Here is a 13,413-nt window from a genome sequence, read left to right as displayed (position 1 = left end):
TAATCTGCCTTGTGGCTCTGGTTTGCGGCAAGGGGGCTCAGCGAACGGATTTCGGGCCGCGGATCGCGGTCCTCAGCGAAATGATGCTGTTGCGATAATCGGGAGAGCTGCGCTTGAGCTCTTCATGCAGCGCCGGCAGGTTGTGATAGGGCACCCCGGGATACATGTGATGAGCGGTGTGAAAGCGGAACCCCACCGGCTGGATCAGCAAGGCAAGCGGCGATTCAATGGTGAAGCTGTCCGCCATCTGATCATGCGGACCAGAACTTTGGGCCAGCCGTTCCAATTCATGTTCCAGCGGGATGCGCGCGGTGATCAACGCCCAGCCGGCCACCAGAACGGCATAGTAGAAGGGCAGCGCCCCGGGCAAGAGCAGCACGAAGGCGGCGAACAGCACAAGCGTCACCTGGGCGTGCCGCCTGACCTCGGCCTGTTGCGCGGCATCGAGTTCCGAACTGAGCGAGAAGCCCAGCTTTTCCGTCGACCAGCGATCCAGCGCGCGTTCGAGGCGAAAGGCCCCCAGCGCCCCGGTGACAGTCATCAGCAGATTGGTGAAAGGCACCACGAAGGGAATGACCAGCAGCACCATGATCATGGCAAAGCGGTTGCCGCGCACCAGCGGATATTGCGGATCGTCGTGAGTGCCGAAGACCCCGAGCCGATGGTGTGCCAGATGCGGCAGCCCGAACCGCAGCGGCGGAACCATCACGATCAGTGCAACGGTCCAGGTATAAAGCGCCCGGAACCCGCGCAGGCTGGCGGTCTTGCCGTGATGAACCACCTCGTGACAGAACAGCCCAGCGCGGTGCAGGCAAAGCACCGCCAGCGCCCAGGGCAGGATGATCATGGGCCAGCTTGTCTCGATCCCCCAGACAAAGGCGGCGGCAAAGCCGAAAAGATAGATCAGGAAATCACGGTAATACCGGGATGGTCGTGGAATGAAGAAGGTACGATCAATCATTTAAACCCATCGCTTTCCGGGGGCGTGTCCGGGCATCTGCACATGCGCCGCCCGCGCCCCGCGTTATGAGGTGACTTCGAGCTGGATTATATCAATCCCGTATTGAAGGCGGCGACGCCCATCACATAATGGACAAGTGTAACACCTGCGACATTCTGATGGCGCATGTAAATCAGGCCGAAAACGCAGCCGGTGGCGATCGTCATGACAACGGCGGCGATACCGAAATGCAGGTGGAACATCCCGAACAGCGTCGAGGCCAGCAGCACCGACCACAGGCCATTGGCATCCCCCAGAAACCGCTGGAAGGACGATTGCAGGAAGCCACGCGCGATAATCTCCTGCAGCGCACTGTGCAGAAAATAGCTCAGCGTCCCGAGCAGATCGAAGGGCAGCGCCCGGCCCGGCAACATATCGAAATATCTCAGCCCCGCCGCGATCATCCATGTCAGCGCATAGAGCGCGCCCGAAATCACTGCCCCTTCGCTCAGAGAGCGTTTCAGCCCTTTTGTGGTCAGCCCCAGCGACTGGATCGAAATTCCCATGTGCCGGATCACCAGAAAGCTCGGCACCAGAAGGATGGCCAGATACTGCCAGGCAAAGATCTGCGTGTAGATGTCGACATCCACCTCCTTGCGCGCAAGCGCGTTGTTCACCAGCGTGCCGATGGACATCATGGTCAGAGAATAGATGAAGAAACGGCCGAATTGCTCCTGTTCGCTCTTCAGTGCCAGTTCGCGTTCCAGCGCCTCGACATGTTCTTGCGTGGTGGTGCGCATGCGCCGGGTGACGAAGGTCGCCAGCGCGCCCTTGAGCTCCTGGAACTTGACCTCTCCCTCGGGTTGGGCGCGCAGGGCCTCCGGAGCGATCTCCAACAGCAGACCTGCGGTTTCGGCCCGAACCGAGGCCGCGCGCGGTTCTCCGTCCAGCAGAGCCATTTCGCCGAAGGGCTGGCCCGGGCCGATCTCGGCGACACGCATCTCCCCTTCGCCGTTCGGGGTGCTCCGGTAGATGCCGAAAGTGCCCTCGCGGATCAGATAGAGCGTGTTGCTCGTCTCTCCCTCGGTGATCAGGGTCTGGCCCGGCGCCACTGTCAGTTCGTGCGATACCGCGCCAACGGCGTCGATCAGCTTTTCGGGCATGAAGGAGGTCAGGTTCGGGACGATCTCTTTCAGATCCGCCCGGCTGAGTGGCGACATGTCGATCATTTGCCCGGCCCCCCACGTGTCTGCCGGAACCCCCGACCGCCCAGATAGAGCAAGATCACAGTCGGCATCAGCAGCACATGATAGCTGCCATAGAGGCCAAGCCCCCAGAAGCCACCGCTTTGCGCCGGGATCATCCCCGACACGCCCAGGGTCAGCACGATGCCCAGGATCATCGGCCCCGTCCCCCTGTTGCCCCTGAGATTGAGAACGCTCAGGACAAGCAGCAACAGCAAACCTGCGGAATAATAGAGGATGACGGACAGGAAATCATCCGACGTCAGGATCATCGAGACAGGATAGAGCGCAGCGCCCACCGCCAGCACCATCCCCCCCAGGCGCCAGGCCCCGGACAGATACTGCATGGCCGAGGTCACGATCATTCCCAAGCTGCCCGCGACGATGACAAGCCGCGTGGCCACCACCATGTCGCGATGTCCCGGATGGCCGATTGCCTCGAAAAAACCGTGGTCTATCGTCCCCAGCAACGAGGCCAGCCCGATCAAGGCCAGGGTCATCCCCCACAACCAGGCCGGGGACAGCAGCTGCCCTCCGGCCCGCAGGCTCAGCCCGGCAAGAAAGAACAGCTCACAGGCGAGGATCGCATCCGTCAAGGCCGAAAGGGCAAGTTCGTCAAGCATCGCGGTCCCCTGCTGGCCGCCCGACACCCCGGCGCGGCATCCTGTTGTCCTTGCTGGCGCTCCGCCTGCGGTAACGGCCACGCACCGGATCACGGTTCATCATCATCGTCATGCCCTCAGGTTCGATTTAATACGAGACAAATGTTCACTCCAAGACATTCCCGCCGCCGGGGTTACCTGCGCGCCACATAGGGTCTCAGTCCCCCGGCCCGTCGCCGGATCAGCGACTTGAGCGCCCGTTCTGCAGGCATCTCGTAAAACCAATAGAGAAGAACCGAGGCGATGGCGGTGATCGTCAACGAAACCGGAAAGAACACGGCATCTCCCGGCATGGCCGGTCGCAGGAACAGGTTCATCAGATGCAGCATCGGCTGATGGATCAGGTAGAACGCGAAAGAGGCATTGCCCAGCAGCACCATCAGCGGGCTGGAATAGAAGCTCCGCCAGCCAGAGCGATCCGCCAGATGCACATAGAAGAACAGCGAGACCACCGGTAGGTAATAGAGCGAATAGCGAAACGGAGCTGCAACCTCCGGGGCGCCCCACATCGCCCCCAAAAGCAGAAGATAAGACAGCGGGATCAGCCACGTCGGCAGATGCGGCCCCTGCGCCCAGAGATCATGCAGCAGCATGCCGACCATGAACTCCAGGATCCGGAACCCCGGAAAGACATAGAACAGCCAATGGGAAAACGGGTATTTCCCGGCGATCTGCGTTTCGCCCACAAAGGTCTGAACCAGCAGCGCCGCCATCACGACCACCCCGCCCAGCGCGGCCGTCAGCTTCACCAGCCGCCCCGGTGCCAGCGTCACGAGAAAGAAGAAGCAGACATAGAAGAACATCTCGTCCGACAGCGACCAGGACGGCGCGTTCAGCGAGAAATAGTAATCCGACACCGGCACCCAGCTTTGCAGAAAGCTCAGGTTCAGCAGCGTTTTCAGGATGCCGAACTGTTCCGAATAGATCGCCTCGTTCTGCACGATGGCGAAATAGACGAAGGGCAGCCCGGTCAGGAAGTGAAGCGGTGTCAGCCGCGCTACCCTGAGCAGACAGTAGGACAGCAGGGAAATCTGCCCGGCGCGAATGCAGTGGCTGTAGGAATGCGTCAGCACGAAGCCCGACAGGATGAAGAAGAAGGACACCCCGACATAGCCCTGAGCGGCGACGGCCCGCAGCGCCTCGGGGCTGGTGTCCCAGCGAAAGTGCACTCCGAACACCAGAAGCGCCGCGAAAAACCGCAGGCCGGTCAGATGTTCCAGCCGGCCGCTGGATCCCACGCCATCGGTCATGATCCCTGTCCCCCCTTCATGCGATAGTCCTCCCCACCTCGCGCGGCATCGGCTCAAAGCTCCTCTTGCTGCCGGACCCAGGCCCATGTGTCCTCGATCCCCTGGCTCAGGGGGATCTGCGGCTGCCAGCCGAAACTCTCCGCGGCGCGGCGCACGTCCAGCACCACACGCGGCACGTCAAAGCTGCGCCCGGGGCGGAAGACCGGCGCAGTCTCGCGGCCGACGATCCTGCCGATGAGCTCGACGATCCGGGCGATTGACGTGCCCTCGCCGCTGCCGGCGTTGAACACGCCTGTCCGTGTCGACAGCACCGCGCGCGCGCAGAGCTCGGCCAGATCGGTCACATGAAGAAAGTCACGCACCACGCTGCCATCGCCCCAGACCTCGATCGGTTCATCGTGCAGATGACGCCTCAGATAGGTGCCGATCACCCCCTGCACGCCGCTGCGTCCCTGGCGCGGCCCATAGGGGTTCGAGGCGCGCAACGCCACATAGTCCAGCCCGTGCAACTGCTGCTCCATGTAGAGGTATTTCTCGACCGCCAGCTTGACGATCCCGTAAGAGCTGATCGGGTTGAGCGGATGGTCCTCGGGGATCGGATCGCGCTCAGGCACACCATAGACGGTGCCGCCGGAGGACAAGAAGATCAGCCGCCGCGTCCCCCGCTGCCGCATCGCCTCGATCAGGCGCACGGTCGGGATCAGGTTCTCCGCGATATCCAGCCCCGGATCCTGGTTCGAGGTCGCAGGCACGGTGGTGCTGGCCAGATGCACCACCGTGCCGACATCGGCCAGCGCCCCGGGCGGAAGCGGTGCCCGGGTCAGATCGTGCAGCAGATATTCCACCCCCGGCAGCTGCGGGCGAAACCGCTCCGGGCTGCGGTCCAGCACCCGCAGCGACAGACCCCGCGCGCAAAGCGCATCGACGATATGGGAGCCGATGAACCCGCATCCTCCGATCACGAGAATTTTCAAACCGCTCCTCCTCGAACGAAATGCTGCGGTGCCGCCAGCGCAGCGACATCCGGAGGTGACATTCGCATTACAGTCAACGTAATCCGTTCAGACCGCCCGTCGTCAACACGTTCCTCCCCGGATCGCCCGCCCATGATCCGGCCCATGGAACCAGCCGCTCCGGCCCGGCCCACGCACCTGCCGTTCATGCCGACCCCGCGGCGCGGCGATGACGCCGACCGATCCGGTGCACCGCCAGACGGATCAGGGCAAAGCCCGACTGGAACACCAGGCCGAAGGCGAAAACCCCGATCGCGAAGACGATCAGCTTGTCACCGAGCTGCGGCCAGCGGTCAGCCTCGCGCAGGACCACGGCGACGCCCTCGCTCACACCGATGGCAGCGCCAGTGCTCGATGACATCACCAGTACGAAAAAGGCCCGCACGATATTGGGCAGGAACAGCAGCGCCCCCTCGACAGAGCCGCGCCGGAAACTGGAGAGCGCCTCTCCCCCGTTGTCGGCCCCATAGGCCGCCGCATAGGGCACCAGCGACAGCGCAACGATCATCGGCCCCGAGGGGGCGAGGTCGATCCCCGCCAGGCTGAGATCGTGGGGAATGACGTTCAGAAGATAGAACATGACAACAAAGGTCGGCGCCGCCCGCATGACCCCGAGAACCGGAGCGATGATGCGGCGCCAGCCCCGCCCACCGGCCAGCCCCACAGCCAACGGCAGGCCCAGCGCCAACCCCATGACAAGCGCCAGACCGGCGATCCGGAAATTGACCACCATCGCGGCGGCCAGATCGCCCGGATAGCCCGAGCGCAGCAGATCAAGAAGCGTGCTCATCCCGCCAGGCTCCTTCTTTCGACATAGGCCCGGGCGCGATTGCAGCCCCAGACCACCAGCGTCACCACCCCGATGTAGAAGACCAGCACGATCGCATAGGTATCGCCGCGCCCGGCCGAAAAGGACATGATATCGGTCAACGCCGCCAAAAGCTCGGGCGCGCCGGTGAAGCTGGCCACCGGGGTGCCCTTGGCAGCATTCACCAGAAACGACAGGATCTGCGTCAGTGAACGGATCAGCGCCGCCCCGAACAGCGGCAGGGTCAGCTTGCGGCCAAGCCCCTGTTCGCGCCGCAGGCTTTCCGCCGCCTCACCGATGGCCTGCCCGGCGTTGGCGCCATTCATCAGCCCCAGCGCGACAATCGCCGCGCCCAGCGCCACCGCGGCGGAATAGGTGAACAGCACATGCGCGACCGCGGTCACCACCACCAGGGTCAGCAGGACCGGAGAGGATTGCAGCGCCACCACCACCAGCCAGGACAGCAGACGGGTTGCCCGGAACGGCAGCGCCGACACGATGCCCACCAGCAGCGCGAAGGCCAGCGTGGCGGCCAAGGCTCCCAAGACCAGGATCATCGAATTGACGATCCCGGCAACGAACAGATCCCAGGCCGGCTGGGTCAGCAGCATCGGCAGCGCCGGCGACAGGCCCAGGTGGCGCTCAGACCAGGCCAGCCCCCGTTCGACCTGGGAGGCGAAAGCGGTCGGCGGCGGCACCGTGTTCAACGCCGGGATCAGGCAGTCTGTCGGTGTCCGGGCACAGGCGGGACTGCGCCAGAGCTGTTCCTGATCCTCCAGGAACGTCGTGAAGATGCCGGTCTTGCGGGCGATAGACAGAAACGTCCCATCCCGGTGCATGCTCTGGCTGACCAGTTCCAGCGCTCGGGCAAGCTCTGCGCTGCCAGCAGCGGCGACAGCCATCCCCCAGGGAACCGGATCGAACCCGAACTTGCGTTCGAACCCCGGCTGCAGCGCGCCGTCGGACCCGAGGTAGGACGCGAAGAAACTGTCGTCATGGGCCGCGAAGCGACAAGTGCCGTCGCGCAGCGCCTCGGGCAACCGGCTGGCGCCGTCGAACAGCATCACCCGCACGTCGCGCGACACGATATGCGCATTGGCGTAATTCCCGATGGTGGTGCAGACCGTCCGACCGCGCAAATCCCCCCACCCGCGCAGCGGCACCTCCCTGGGTCCGACGATGATCGTCTCCGACCGGTAATAATGCGGCCGGATGAACCGCGCCTGGGTATCGCGCCGGGTATTATGCCCCATCGTCGCGATGACCACATCGGCGCCGCCTTCGGCGAGAGTGGAAATACGTGTGGCCGGACGCACCGGCACCCATTCAGGCACCACCCCCAGCCGATCCGCAAGCGCGCGGGCCACGTCGATATCATAGCCCGAGCGCCGACCGCCCTGTTCCGTAGCGAAGAGCGGGTAGGTGTCGCGCACCCCGACCCTCAGCCGCCCCGAACACAGCACCCCCACCAGCCTGTCGGCCGCCGGATCCGCGCAGGCGGCGGGAAGCCGCGCCCGGACATCGCCCAGCAGACGGTCGAGCGCCACGTCGGCAGGCCCCGCAGCGGGCTCTGCCCCTTCTGGCGCCGCCCCTGCTGGCACCGTCGTCAGAGCCAGCAGAGCGACAAGCACCGCAGCAACAGGCCGAAGAAACAGACGGCCGATCAAATGCCCCGCTCCCGCCCGCCCGGCGCCTGGATCAACAGCACGACGAGCTCGGCGAAGACATGCCCGCCAAACCTGTGAATGGTCCGCCCGGCCTCGCGGTCCAGTACCGCCGGGGTCATCCAGGCCAGTTTTTCCGGCGCCAGCGGGATCATCACGGTATCGACAATCTCGGGCACCAGCCCCTGAGCGGCGGCAAGCCTTCGGGTCTCCTCCAAACCGGTAAAGGCATTATGAGCGACAATCGCACAGCCGCCTGCCGCCAGGTGCTGTCCGAGCCCCGCCACCATCGGCCCCAGCAGCCGGCGCCCGTCGTCTCCGCCATCGCTCCAGCTCGGCAGCCGCCCATCGACCGAGGCGGCCCGCATCGGGAATTGCGGCAGGTTCGCCAACACCAGATCGAAGCGACGCCCCGCCACGGGGCCGTAAAGATGACCGACCGCAGTTTCCACCGCGACCCCTTTGCCAAAGGCCGACAGCAGGCGTTGCGTCTCGTCGATGGCAGCGGCTTCGACATCGACGCCAAAGACGCTCTGGGCGCCACGCTCCGCCGCCGCCTCCAGCAGCACCCCGCTACCGCAACCGATGTCCAGCACCCGGGCACCGCGCAGCCGGTCGCCCTGCAACAAGAGCTGATGCAGAACGGCCGAGGTATGAATGCTTGGCCGGAAAGCGGCCACAGCGGCGGTTCGGTCAATATTCGTCATCGGCAATCTCCGTGATGTTTGCCCCGTCGGTCTGCCTGTCCGTTTGCCCATGCCCGGCCAGCAGACGCGCGATCTGTACCCGCGCCACCGGGTCCTCGGGCCGGAGTGCCAATACCTCGCGATAGCGGGCGAGCGCGGCGTCACGGTCTCCGGCGGTCAGCGCATCGAAGGCCCGGCGCGTCACCCGCGCCAACTCGATATCCTCGGCCCCAGGCGCCAGTTCGGGTTCGGCGCCGCAGACCCCAAGCAATTCATAGACCGTGGTCAGCGCGCGCCGCCCCTTCAGCGACACCTCGTCAACGGGTCGGACGCACAGGCGATCCCCTGCCTCGCGGAAAGTGTCCTGACTGATGCAGATCAGAGTGCCGTAATCCTTGTTCAGGGTTTCCAGCCTAGCGGCGATATTCACCCCGTCGCCCAACACCGTATAGCTCATCCGTTCGCGCGACCCGACATTGCCGACCAGCACCGCATCGGAATGAATACCGACCCGCAGCCGCATCTGCGGCGCATCGGCATCGCGCCAACTTTGGTTGAGCTGGTCCAGAACCCGCTGCACCCTGAGCGCCGCCACGCAGGCGTGCCAGGCGTGATCCTCAAGCGGCGCCGGCGCGCCCCAAAAGGCCATCACCCCGTCGCCGACGAATTTGTCGATCGTTCCCTGCTCCTGATGCACGCATTTTGACACCAGTTCGAGCATGGTGGAAATCCGGTCCAGCAACTCGCGCGAAGCCATCCGTTCGGCCAAGGTCGAGAACCCCTCCATATCCGAGAAGAAGATGGTCAGGAACTTGCTCTGCCCGCCGATCTCGAGCCGCTGATCCGATGTCAGCAACTGGCGGACCAGGCCGACCGGCACGAAACGGGCGAAGGCCTGCACCGCGATGTCCAGCGTCTCGATCGCATGCGACAGCGCCGCGATCTCGCGGATTGGAGAGCGGACCACCGGCAGATCGTCCGCCGGCTGCAGTGACCGGATCCGCTCGACCTTGGCGGCCAGCCCCCGCAGAGGCGAGGCGACGCGGCTGGCGATCAGGTAGATGACCAGAAGCTGCACCGCCACCGCACACAGCCCGAAGACGACCATCTGCCGGTTGTGCCGGCTGAGCGCGGCCGTGAAATCCGACAGCGGCGTCACCACCAGCAACCGCCAGGGCTTGCCGAAGGCCTCGCCGAAATCCGACAGGCCAACGATATAATCCTCACCGGCCTGCGCAAACGGATAGACCGTCTCGGCCCCCCCCAGCGGCCGGCTGGCATAAGCCATGGCGACCAGCCGATTGCCCACATCCGCCACATGGCGCAGATGCACCGCCTGGTTCGAGCTGCCATAGATCGCCGCCCCGTCCGAGGCCGCCAAGACATTGCCGCTTTCGTCCAGCAGATAGCTCACGCTGCCGGGGCTGAGCGGATGATCGGCCAGGTAATCCGAAAACCGGTCCAGCGTCACATCGACCGCGACCACCCCGTCAGGCGCCGCCTCGGGGCCGAAGGGCGCAGCGACCGAAAAGCCGACAAGGCCCAGCGCCCAGAACAGTTCGGGATCGGTCATCATCGTCCTCCCCGCCGCAACGGCCTCGCGATACCAGGCGCGGTTGCGGGGATCATACTGGCTCGGCTCTGCCACCTCCCCCAGCACGGTCTGAGCCTTGTCGAGGAAGATATAGCGATCGCGCAACGGCCCATCCGCCCCGGGGTCGAGCAGCCGATAGGCATATTCCGTCCCCGGAGGCGGAACCGCCCCGAGGATCGGCTGCGACGGATCGCCGATGCGCCGCGCCTGCCGAAACGAACCATCGCTGAGCCCGACATAGACATTGAGAACCGTTCGGCTGTGCTGCAGCACCCGGAACAGATATCCAAGCGCACGATCCTCGGCGAAAAACCCCGGCTCCTGGCGCCCCAGTTCGGCCGCCACCGCGATCTGCCCAGTCAATATGTCGAATTCGCTGACGATATCCTCGACCGTTGCCCGGCGAAACCGCTCGACCAGGGCGGTGGCGTGATCCCGGACAACCCGGTCGGTCGAGCGATAGTTGATCTCGATGATAGCGAGCAGAACCGGAACCGTCAGCGCCATGACGATCAAGAGAACCGCCGGTTTCAGCGGAAAGGAGAAACCGCTGCGCCGCTGAACCGGGTCTAGCCGGTCGGCGGTCTTGCGGAGGGTCAAGTCGTCGTCGGAGGTCTGGCCTGTCATTTTCCGCTTTCGTCCTTGGACCAGCAAACAAGAGGCTCCGCCTGTGTCCGCCCCGTCCCGGTGGTCTTTCGCGACGGTCCTCGCCGGCACCGCCATGCCCCAATTTCACGATTGCACGGGGGCGTTGAACGCCTCCCCCCCGGGGACCGAGCCCGGCGACCATCCAGAGGATCATGCCACGATCGGAATGGAATAGGCCCGGTTTTCTGAAACCACGCCGTCCTTCTGACGACCGTCACCGCTGCCAGCTCAAGAATATCGCTCTGCTCCCTCCCGTCATCGCACCCGGTGTCCCGGATATCTTCCACTGTCCTGGATAGCTTACCGATAAAGAAAATTTCTTAACAAATGCAGACCGCCTCCCGGAAACCTCCGATCCGCGCCAGGAAGGCCTGTGAGGAGATGGGCAAAAGAGGGGGAGTGCCCCACAGACCAGGGATCGAGCGGCCTTCCCGCAATGCTCTCGAAGCAGCGCTCACATCGAAGGCACCGCCCGGCGAACGCCTGGTCGGTCTACTTGCCGCCGCCGCCCTCGCGATCATTCATGAAATATCCTCATGTCTCCATTCAGCTCTGGCCGCCTAATCATGAGCCTCCGCGGCAGGCATATGACCTGATGAAAACCGCTGCCCCGTCAGGAGACCGCAAAATGACCGACCGGACCACTTCGCAAACCGACTTCACCCCGGACACCGCCGACCGCCGCACCCTGCTGAAGATGGCGAGCGCCGCTGCCGCCTTGGGAGCCGCGACAGGCGCCGGAGTTCCGAGCCCGGCGCGGGCCGCCGACGGCTGGGACAAGACCTTTGCCAAGAGCGATGCCGTTGAACACACGAAGGTCACCTTCACCAACCGCTATGGCGTCCCCCTTGTCGGCGACCTCTACCTGCCGGTCGCGCGCGGGCAGCAGCCGCTGCCCGCCCTTGCGGTGGCCGGCCCGTTCGGCGCCGTCAAGGAACAATCCGCCGGTCTCTATGCCCAGACCATGGCCGAGCGCGGCTTTGCCACCCTGGCCTTCGATCCGTCCTATGTCGGTGAAAGTGGTGGCGAGGTGCGCGATGTCGCCTCCCCCGATATCAACACCGAGGACTTCATGGCCGCGGTCGATTATCTCGGTCTGCACCCGGCTGTCGACCGCGAGCGGATCGGGCTGATCGGCATCTGCGGCTTCGGCGGCATGGCGCTGAACGCCGTCGCGGCGGACAAGCGCGTCAAGGCGGTCGCCACCGCCAGCATGTACGATATGTCCCGCGTGATGGCGAAAGGATATTACGACAGCATGACCGCCGAGCAGCGCACCGCCGCGCTGGAGCAGATGAGCCGCCAACGCTGGACCGACGCGCAGACCGGCAGGCCGGCTCTGGCCGGGGGGCTGCCGGACAGCCTGGACGGGATCGAGGATCCTGTGATCCGGATGTACTACGGCTATTACAAGACCGAACGGGGCTATCACGAACGCTCGGTGAACTCGAACGCCGGCTGGACGGTGACCAATCCCCTGTCGTTCATGAATATGCCGCTGCTGAGCTATGTCGCGGAAATCGCCCCTCGGCCCATGCTGCTGATCGCCGGCTCCGAGGCGCATTCTCTCTATTTCAGCGAAGATGCCTATTCCGCTGCGGCAGAGCCGAAACAGCTGATGATCATCGAAGGAGCCGATCACGTCGATCTTTATGATCAGGTCGACATCATCCCCTTCGACACGCTTCAGGCCTTCTTCGACGATCACCTGGCATAACCATCGGGGGCGCCTGCCGGCACGGCGGTGGGCGTCCCGCGTTGCGAGGCCGGCACGACCTCGACCGAATAAGCTGCCCCCCGGGTTTATCGACGCCTCAGCCGAGAGCGAGGGGGGCTTTTCATCGCCGGCAGAGTTTGCTACCGGCCCGAGACCCCGCCGCCGGCGACCAAGCCCCCTCTGCGCCGAGCCGGAGACGCCATGTCCTGCGGGAGGGAAAGGACGGGGTCGTGCCGGCTTTCCTTTTGCGCGCCGCTCGGCTAAGCCCCGCAGCAACCCAGCCGCCTCTAAGGAGTCTTGCGATGATCCCCTCCTCCTACCCCTCTTCCGAAGAAATGGCCCGCCTGACCGCCCGGATGCTTCTGGAAATCGGCGCGGTGCATCTGAACGCGGCCGAGCCGTTCACCCTGGCCTCCGGCCTGCCGTCGCCGACCTATATCGACTGCCGCAAGCTGATCTCCTTCCCGCGCATCCGCGCGACGCTGATGGATTTCCTGACCGTCACGATCATGCGCGAGGCCGGCTTCGAGGCCTTCGACAATATCGCCGGCGGCGAAACGGCGGGCATCCCCTTTGCCGCACTGGTGGCCGAGCGGATGGCGCTGCCGATGACCTATGTGCGCAAGAAGCCCAAGGGCTATGGCCGCAACGCCCGCATCGAGGGCGCGATGACCGAAGGGCAGCGGGTTCTGCTGGTCGAGGATCTGACCACCGACGGCGGGTCCAAGCTCAGTTTCGTGGATGCGATCCGCGACACCGGCGCCACCTGTGGCCACACCGCAGTGATCTTCTATTACGGCATCTTCCCGGAAACCGAAAAGACCCTGGGCGATCACGGCGTCAAACTGCATTACCTCTGCACCTGGTGGGATGTGCTGGCCGAGGCCAAGGCCTCCGGCGCCTTCGATCAGGCCACCATCGAGGGGGTCGAGGCTTTCCTCAACGACCCGCGCGGCTGGCAAGAAGCGCATAAGGCGTGATCCCGCAGCGCCCTGGGGATAACCCGGGGTGCGTTTTGTGGAAAACTCCGGCGGGGAATCATTTTCCCGCCGTCTCATCTCACCACATTTTGCGGACACCTCCGGGTATGCTACCATAACCGGAGGAATTGCCTGCCCTTCCTGAGTCCCGCTCGGGAATACTCACAGGCAGTCCACAGGCTTACCCCCGGGGATTTCCACATAGGG

Annotated in this window: 11 protein-coding genes; 2 read left to right on the top strand and 9 right to left on the bottom strand. The window is 64.5% G+C overall.

The genetic code is table 11. The annotated features are described in order from the left end of the window. Positions 1-37 precede the first annotated feature (37 nt). The 9 genes from G455_RS0100870 to G455_RS0100830 all read right to left on the bottom strand — a co-directional run bounded on the left by G455_RS0100870 (position 38) and on the right by G455_RS0100830 (position 10,488). The gene (locus tag G455_RS0100870) at positions 38-961 is read right to left on the bottom strand and encodes a fatty acid desaturase family protein (RefSeq protein WP_028091948.1); all 924 of its coding nucleotides are present in this window, start codon (positions 959-961) and stop codon (positions 38-40) included. A gap of 86 nt (positions 962-1,047) precedes the next feature. Beyond that, the gene (locus tag G455_RS0100865; protein ID WP_028091947.1) at positions 1,048-2,169 is read right to left on the bottom strand and encodes a cyclic nucleotide-binding domain-containing protein; all 1,122 of its coding nucleotides are present in this window, start codon (positions 2,167-2,169) and stop codon (positions 1,048-1,050) included. Further along, entirely contained in the window at positions 2,166-2,807 is a 642-nt protein-coding gene (locus tag G455_RS25415; RefSeq protein WP_154664311.1) for a DUF6962 family protein, read from the bottom strand. The genes G455_RS0100865 and G455_RS25415 overlap by 4 nt, the downstream gene beginning before the upstream one ends. Before the next feature lie 173 nt (positions 2,808-2,980). Beyond that, a complete protein-coding gene (locus tag G455_RS25410; RefSeq protein WP_051312078.1) occupies positions 2,981-4,096 on the bottom strand; it encodes an acyltransferase family protein in 1,116 nt (371 codons plus the stop codon). A 53-nt stretch (positions 4,097-4,149) separates the two neighbouring features. Then, positions 4,150-5,070 carry an NAD-dependent epimerase/dehydratase family protein gene (locus tag G455_RS0100850; RefSeq protein ID WP_028091945.1) on the bottom strand — a complete coding sequence of 307 codons (921 nt, stop codon included), beginning with the start codon at positions 5,068-5,070 and terminating at the stop codon, positions 4,150-4,152. A gap of 184 nt (positions 5,071-5,254) precedes the next feature. Further along, complete coding sequence (locus G455_RS0100845; RefSeq protein ID WP_028091944.1) at positions 5,255-5,899, bottom strand: hypothetical protein; 645 nt, start codon at positions 5,897-5,899, stop codon at positions 5,255-5,257. Then, positions 5,896-7,584: a transporter substrate-binding domain-containing protein gene (locus G455_RS0100840; RefSeq protein ID WP_028091943.1), complete on the bottom strand. Its 1,689-nt coding sequence runs from the start codon at positions 7,582-7,584 to the stop codon at positions 5,896-5,898. The genes G455_RS0100845 and G455_RS0100840 overlap by 4 nt, the downstream gene beginning before the upstream one ends. After that, the gene (locus G455_RS25405; protein ID WP_051312077.1) at positions 7,581-8,288 is read right to left on the bottom strand and encodes a methyltransferase domain-containing protein; all 708 of its coding nucleotides are present in this window, start codon (positions 8,286-8,288) and stop codon (positions 7,581-7,583) included. Before G455_RS25405 ends, G455_RS0100840 begins: the two co-directional genes overlap by 4 nt. After that, positions 8,275-10,488 carry an adenylate/guanylate cyclase domain-containing protein gene (locus G455_RS0100830; protein WP_028091942.1) on the bottom strand — a complete coding sequence of 738 codons (2,214 nt, stop codon included), beginning with the start codon at positions 10,486-10,488 and terminating at the stop codon, positions 8,275-8,277. Before G455_RS0100830 ends, G455_RS25405 begins: the two co-directional genes overlap by 14 nt. 649 nt (positions 10,489-11,137) lie before the next feature. Here G455_RS0100830 and G455_RS0100825 point away from each other — a divergent pair. Continuing rightward, positions 11,138-12,226: an alpha/beta hydrolase gene (locus G455_RS0100825; RefSeq protein ID WP_028091941.1), complete on the top strand. Its 1,089-nt coding sequence runs from the start codon at positions 11,138-11,140 to the stop codon at positions 12,224-12,226. A 302-nt stretch (positions 12,227-12,528) separates the two neighbouring features. Further along, on the top strand, positions 12,529-13,206 hold the full coding sequence (locus G455_RS0100820) for an orotate phosphoribosyltransferase (RefSeq protein WP_028091940.1): 678 nt from the start codon (positions 12,529-12,531) through the stop codon (positions 13,204-13,206). Positions 13,207-13,413 lie beyond the last annotated feature (207 nt).

The sequence above is a fragment of the Pseudodonghicola xiamenensis DSM 18339 genome, from assembly GCF_000429365.1.
GTDB lineage: Bacteria > Pseudomonadota > Alphaproteobacteria > Rhodobacterales > Rhodobacteraceae > Pseudodonghicola > Pseudodonghicola xiamenensis.
The sequence above is the reverse complement of the archived record's forward strand: the minus strand, read 5'-3'. Positions and strand labels throughout refer to the sequence as shown.

Bases quoted from the DNA above. Each gene is read 5' to 3' on its own strand.
- G455_RS0100845 (WP_028091944.1), bottom strand. From the start codon at position 5,899: ATGAGCACGCTTCTTGATCTGCTGCGCTCGGGCTATCCGGGCGATCTG.
- G455_RS0100830 (WP_028091942.1), bottom strand. From the start codon at position 10,488: ATGACAGGCCAGACCTCCGACGACGACTTGACCCTCCGCAAGACCGCC.
- G455_RS25405 (WP_051312077.1), bottom strand. From the start codon at position 8,288: ATGACGAATATTGACCGAACCGCCGCTGTGGCCGCTTTCCGGCCAAGC.
- G455_RS0100865 (WP_028091947.1), bottom strand. From the start codon at position 2,169: ATGATCGACATGTCGCCACTCAGCCGGGCGGATCTGAAAGAGATCGTC.
- G455_RS25410 (WP_051312078.1), bottom strand. From the start codon at position 4,096: ATGACCGATGGCGTGGGATCCAGCGGCCGGCTGGAACATCTGACCGGC.
- G455_RS0100820 (WP_028091940.1), top strand. From the start codon at position 12,529: ATGATCCCCTCCTCCTACCCCTCTTCCGAAGAAATGGCCCGCCTGACC.
- G455_RS0100825 (WP_028091941.1), top strand. From the start codon at position 11,138: ATGACCGACCGGACCACTTCGCAAACCGACTTCACCCCGGACACCGCC.
- G455_RS25415 (WP_154664311.1), bottom strand. From the start codon at position 2,807: ATGCTTGACGAACTTGCCCTTTCGGCCTTGACGGATGCGATCCTCGCC.
- G455_RS0100870 (WP_028091948.1), bottom strand. From the start codon at position 961: ATGATTGATCGTACCTTCTTCATTCCACGACCATCCCGGTATTACCGT.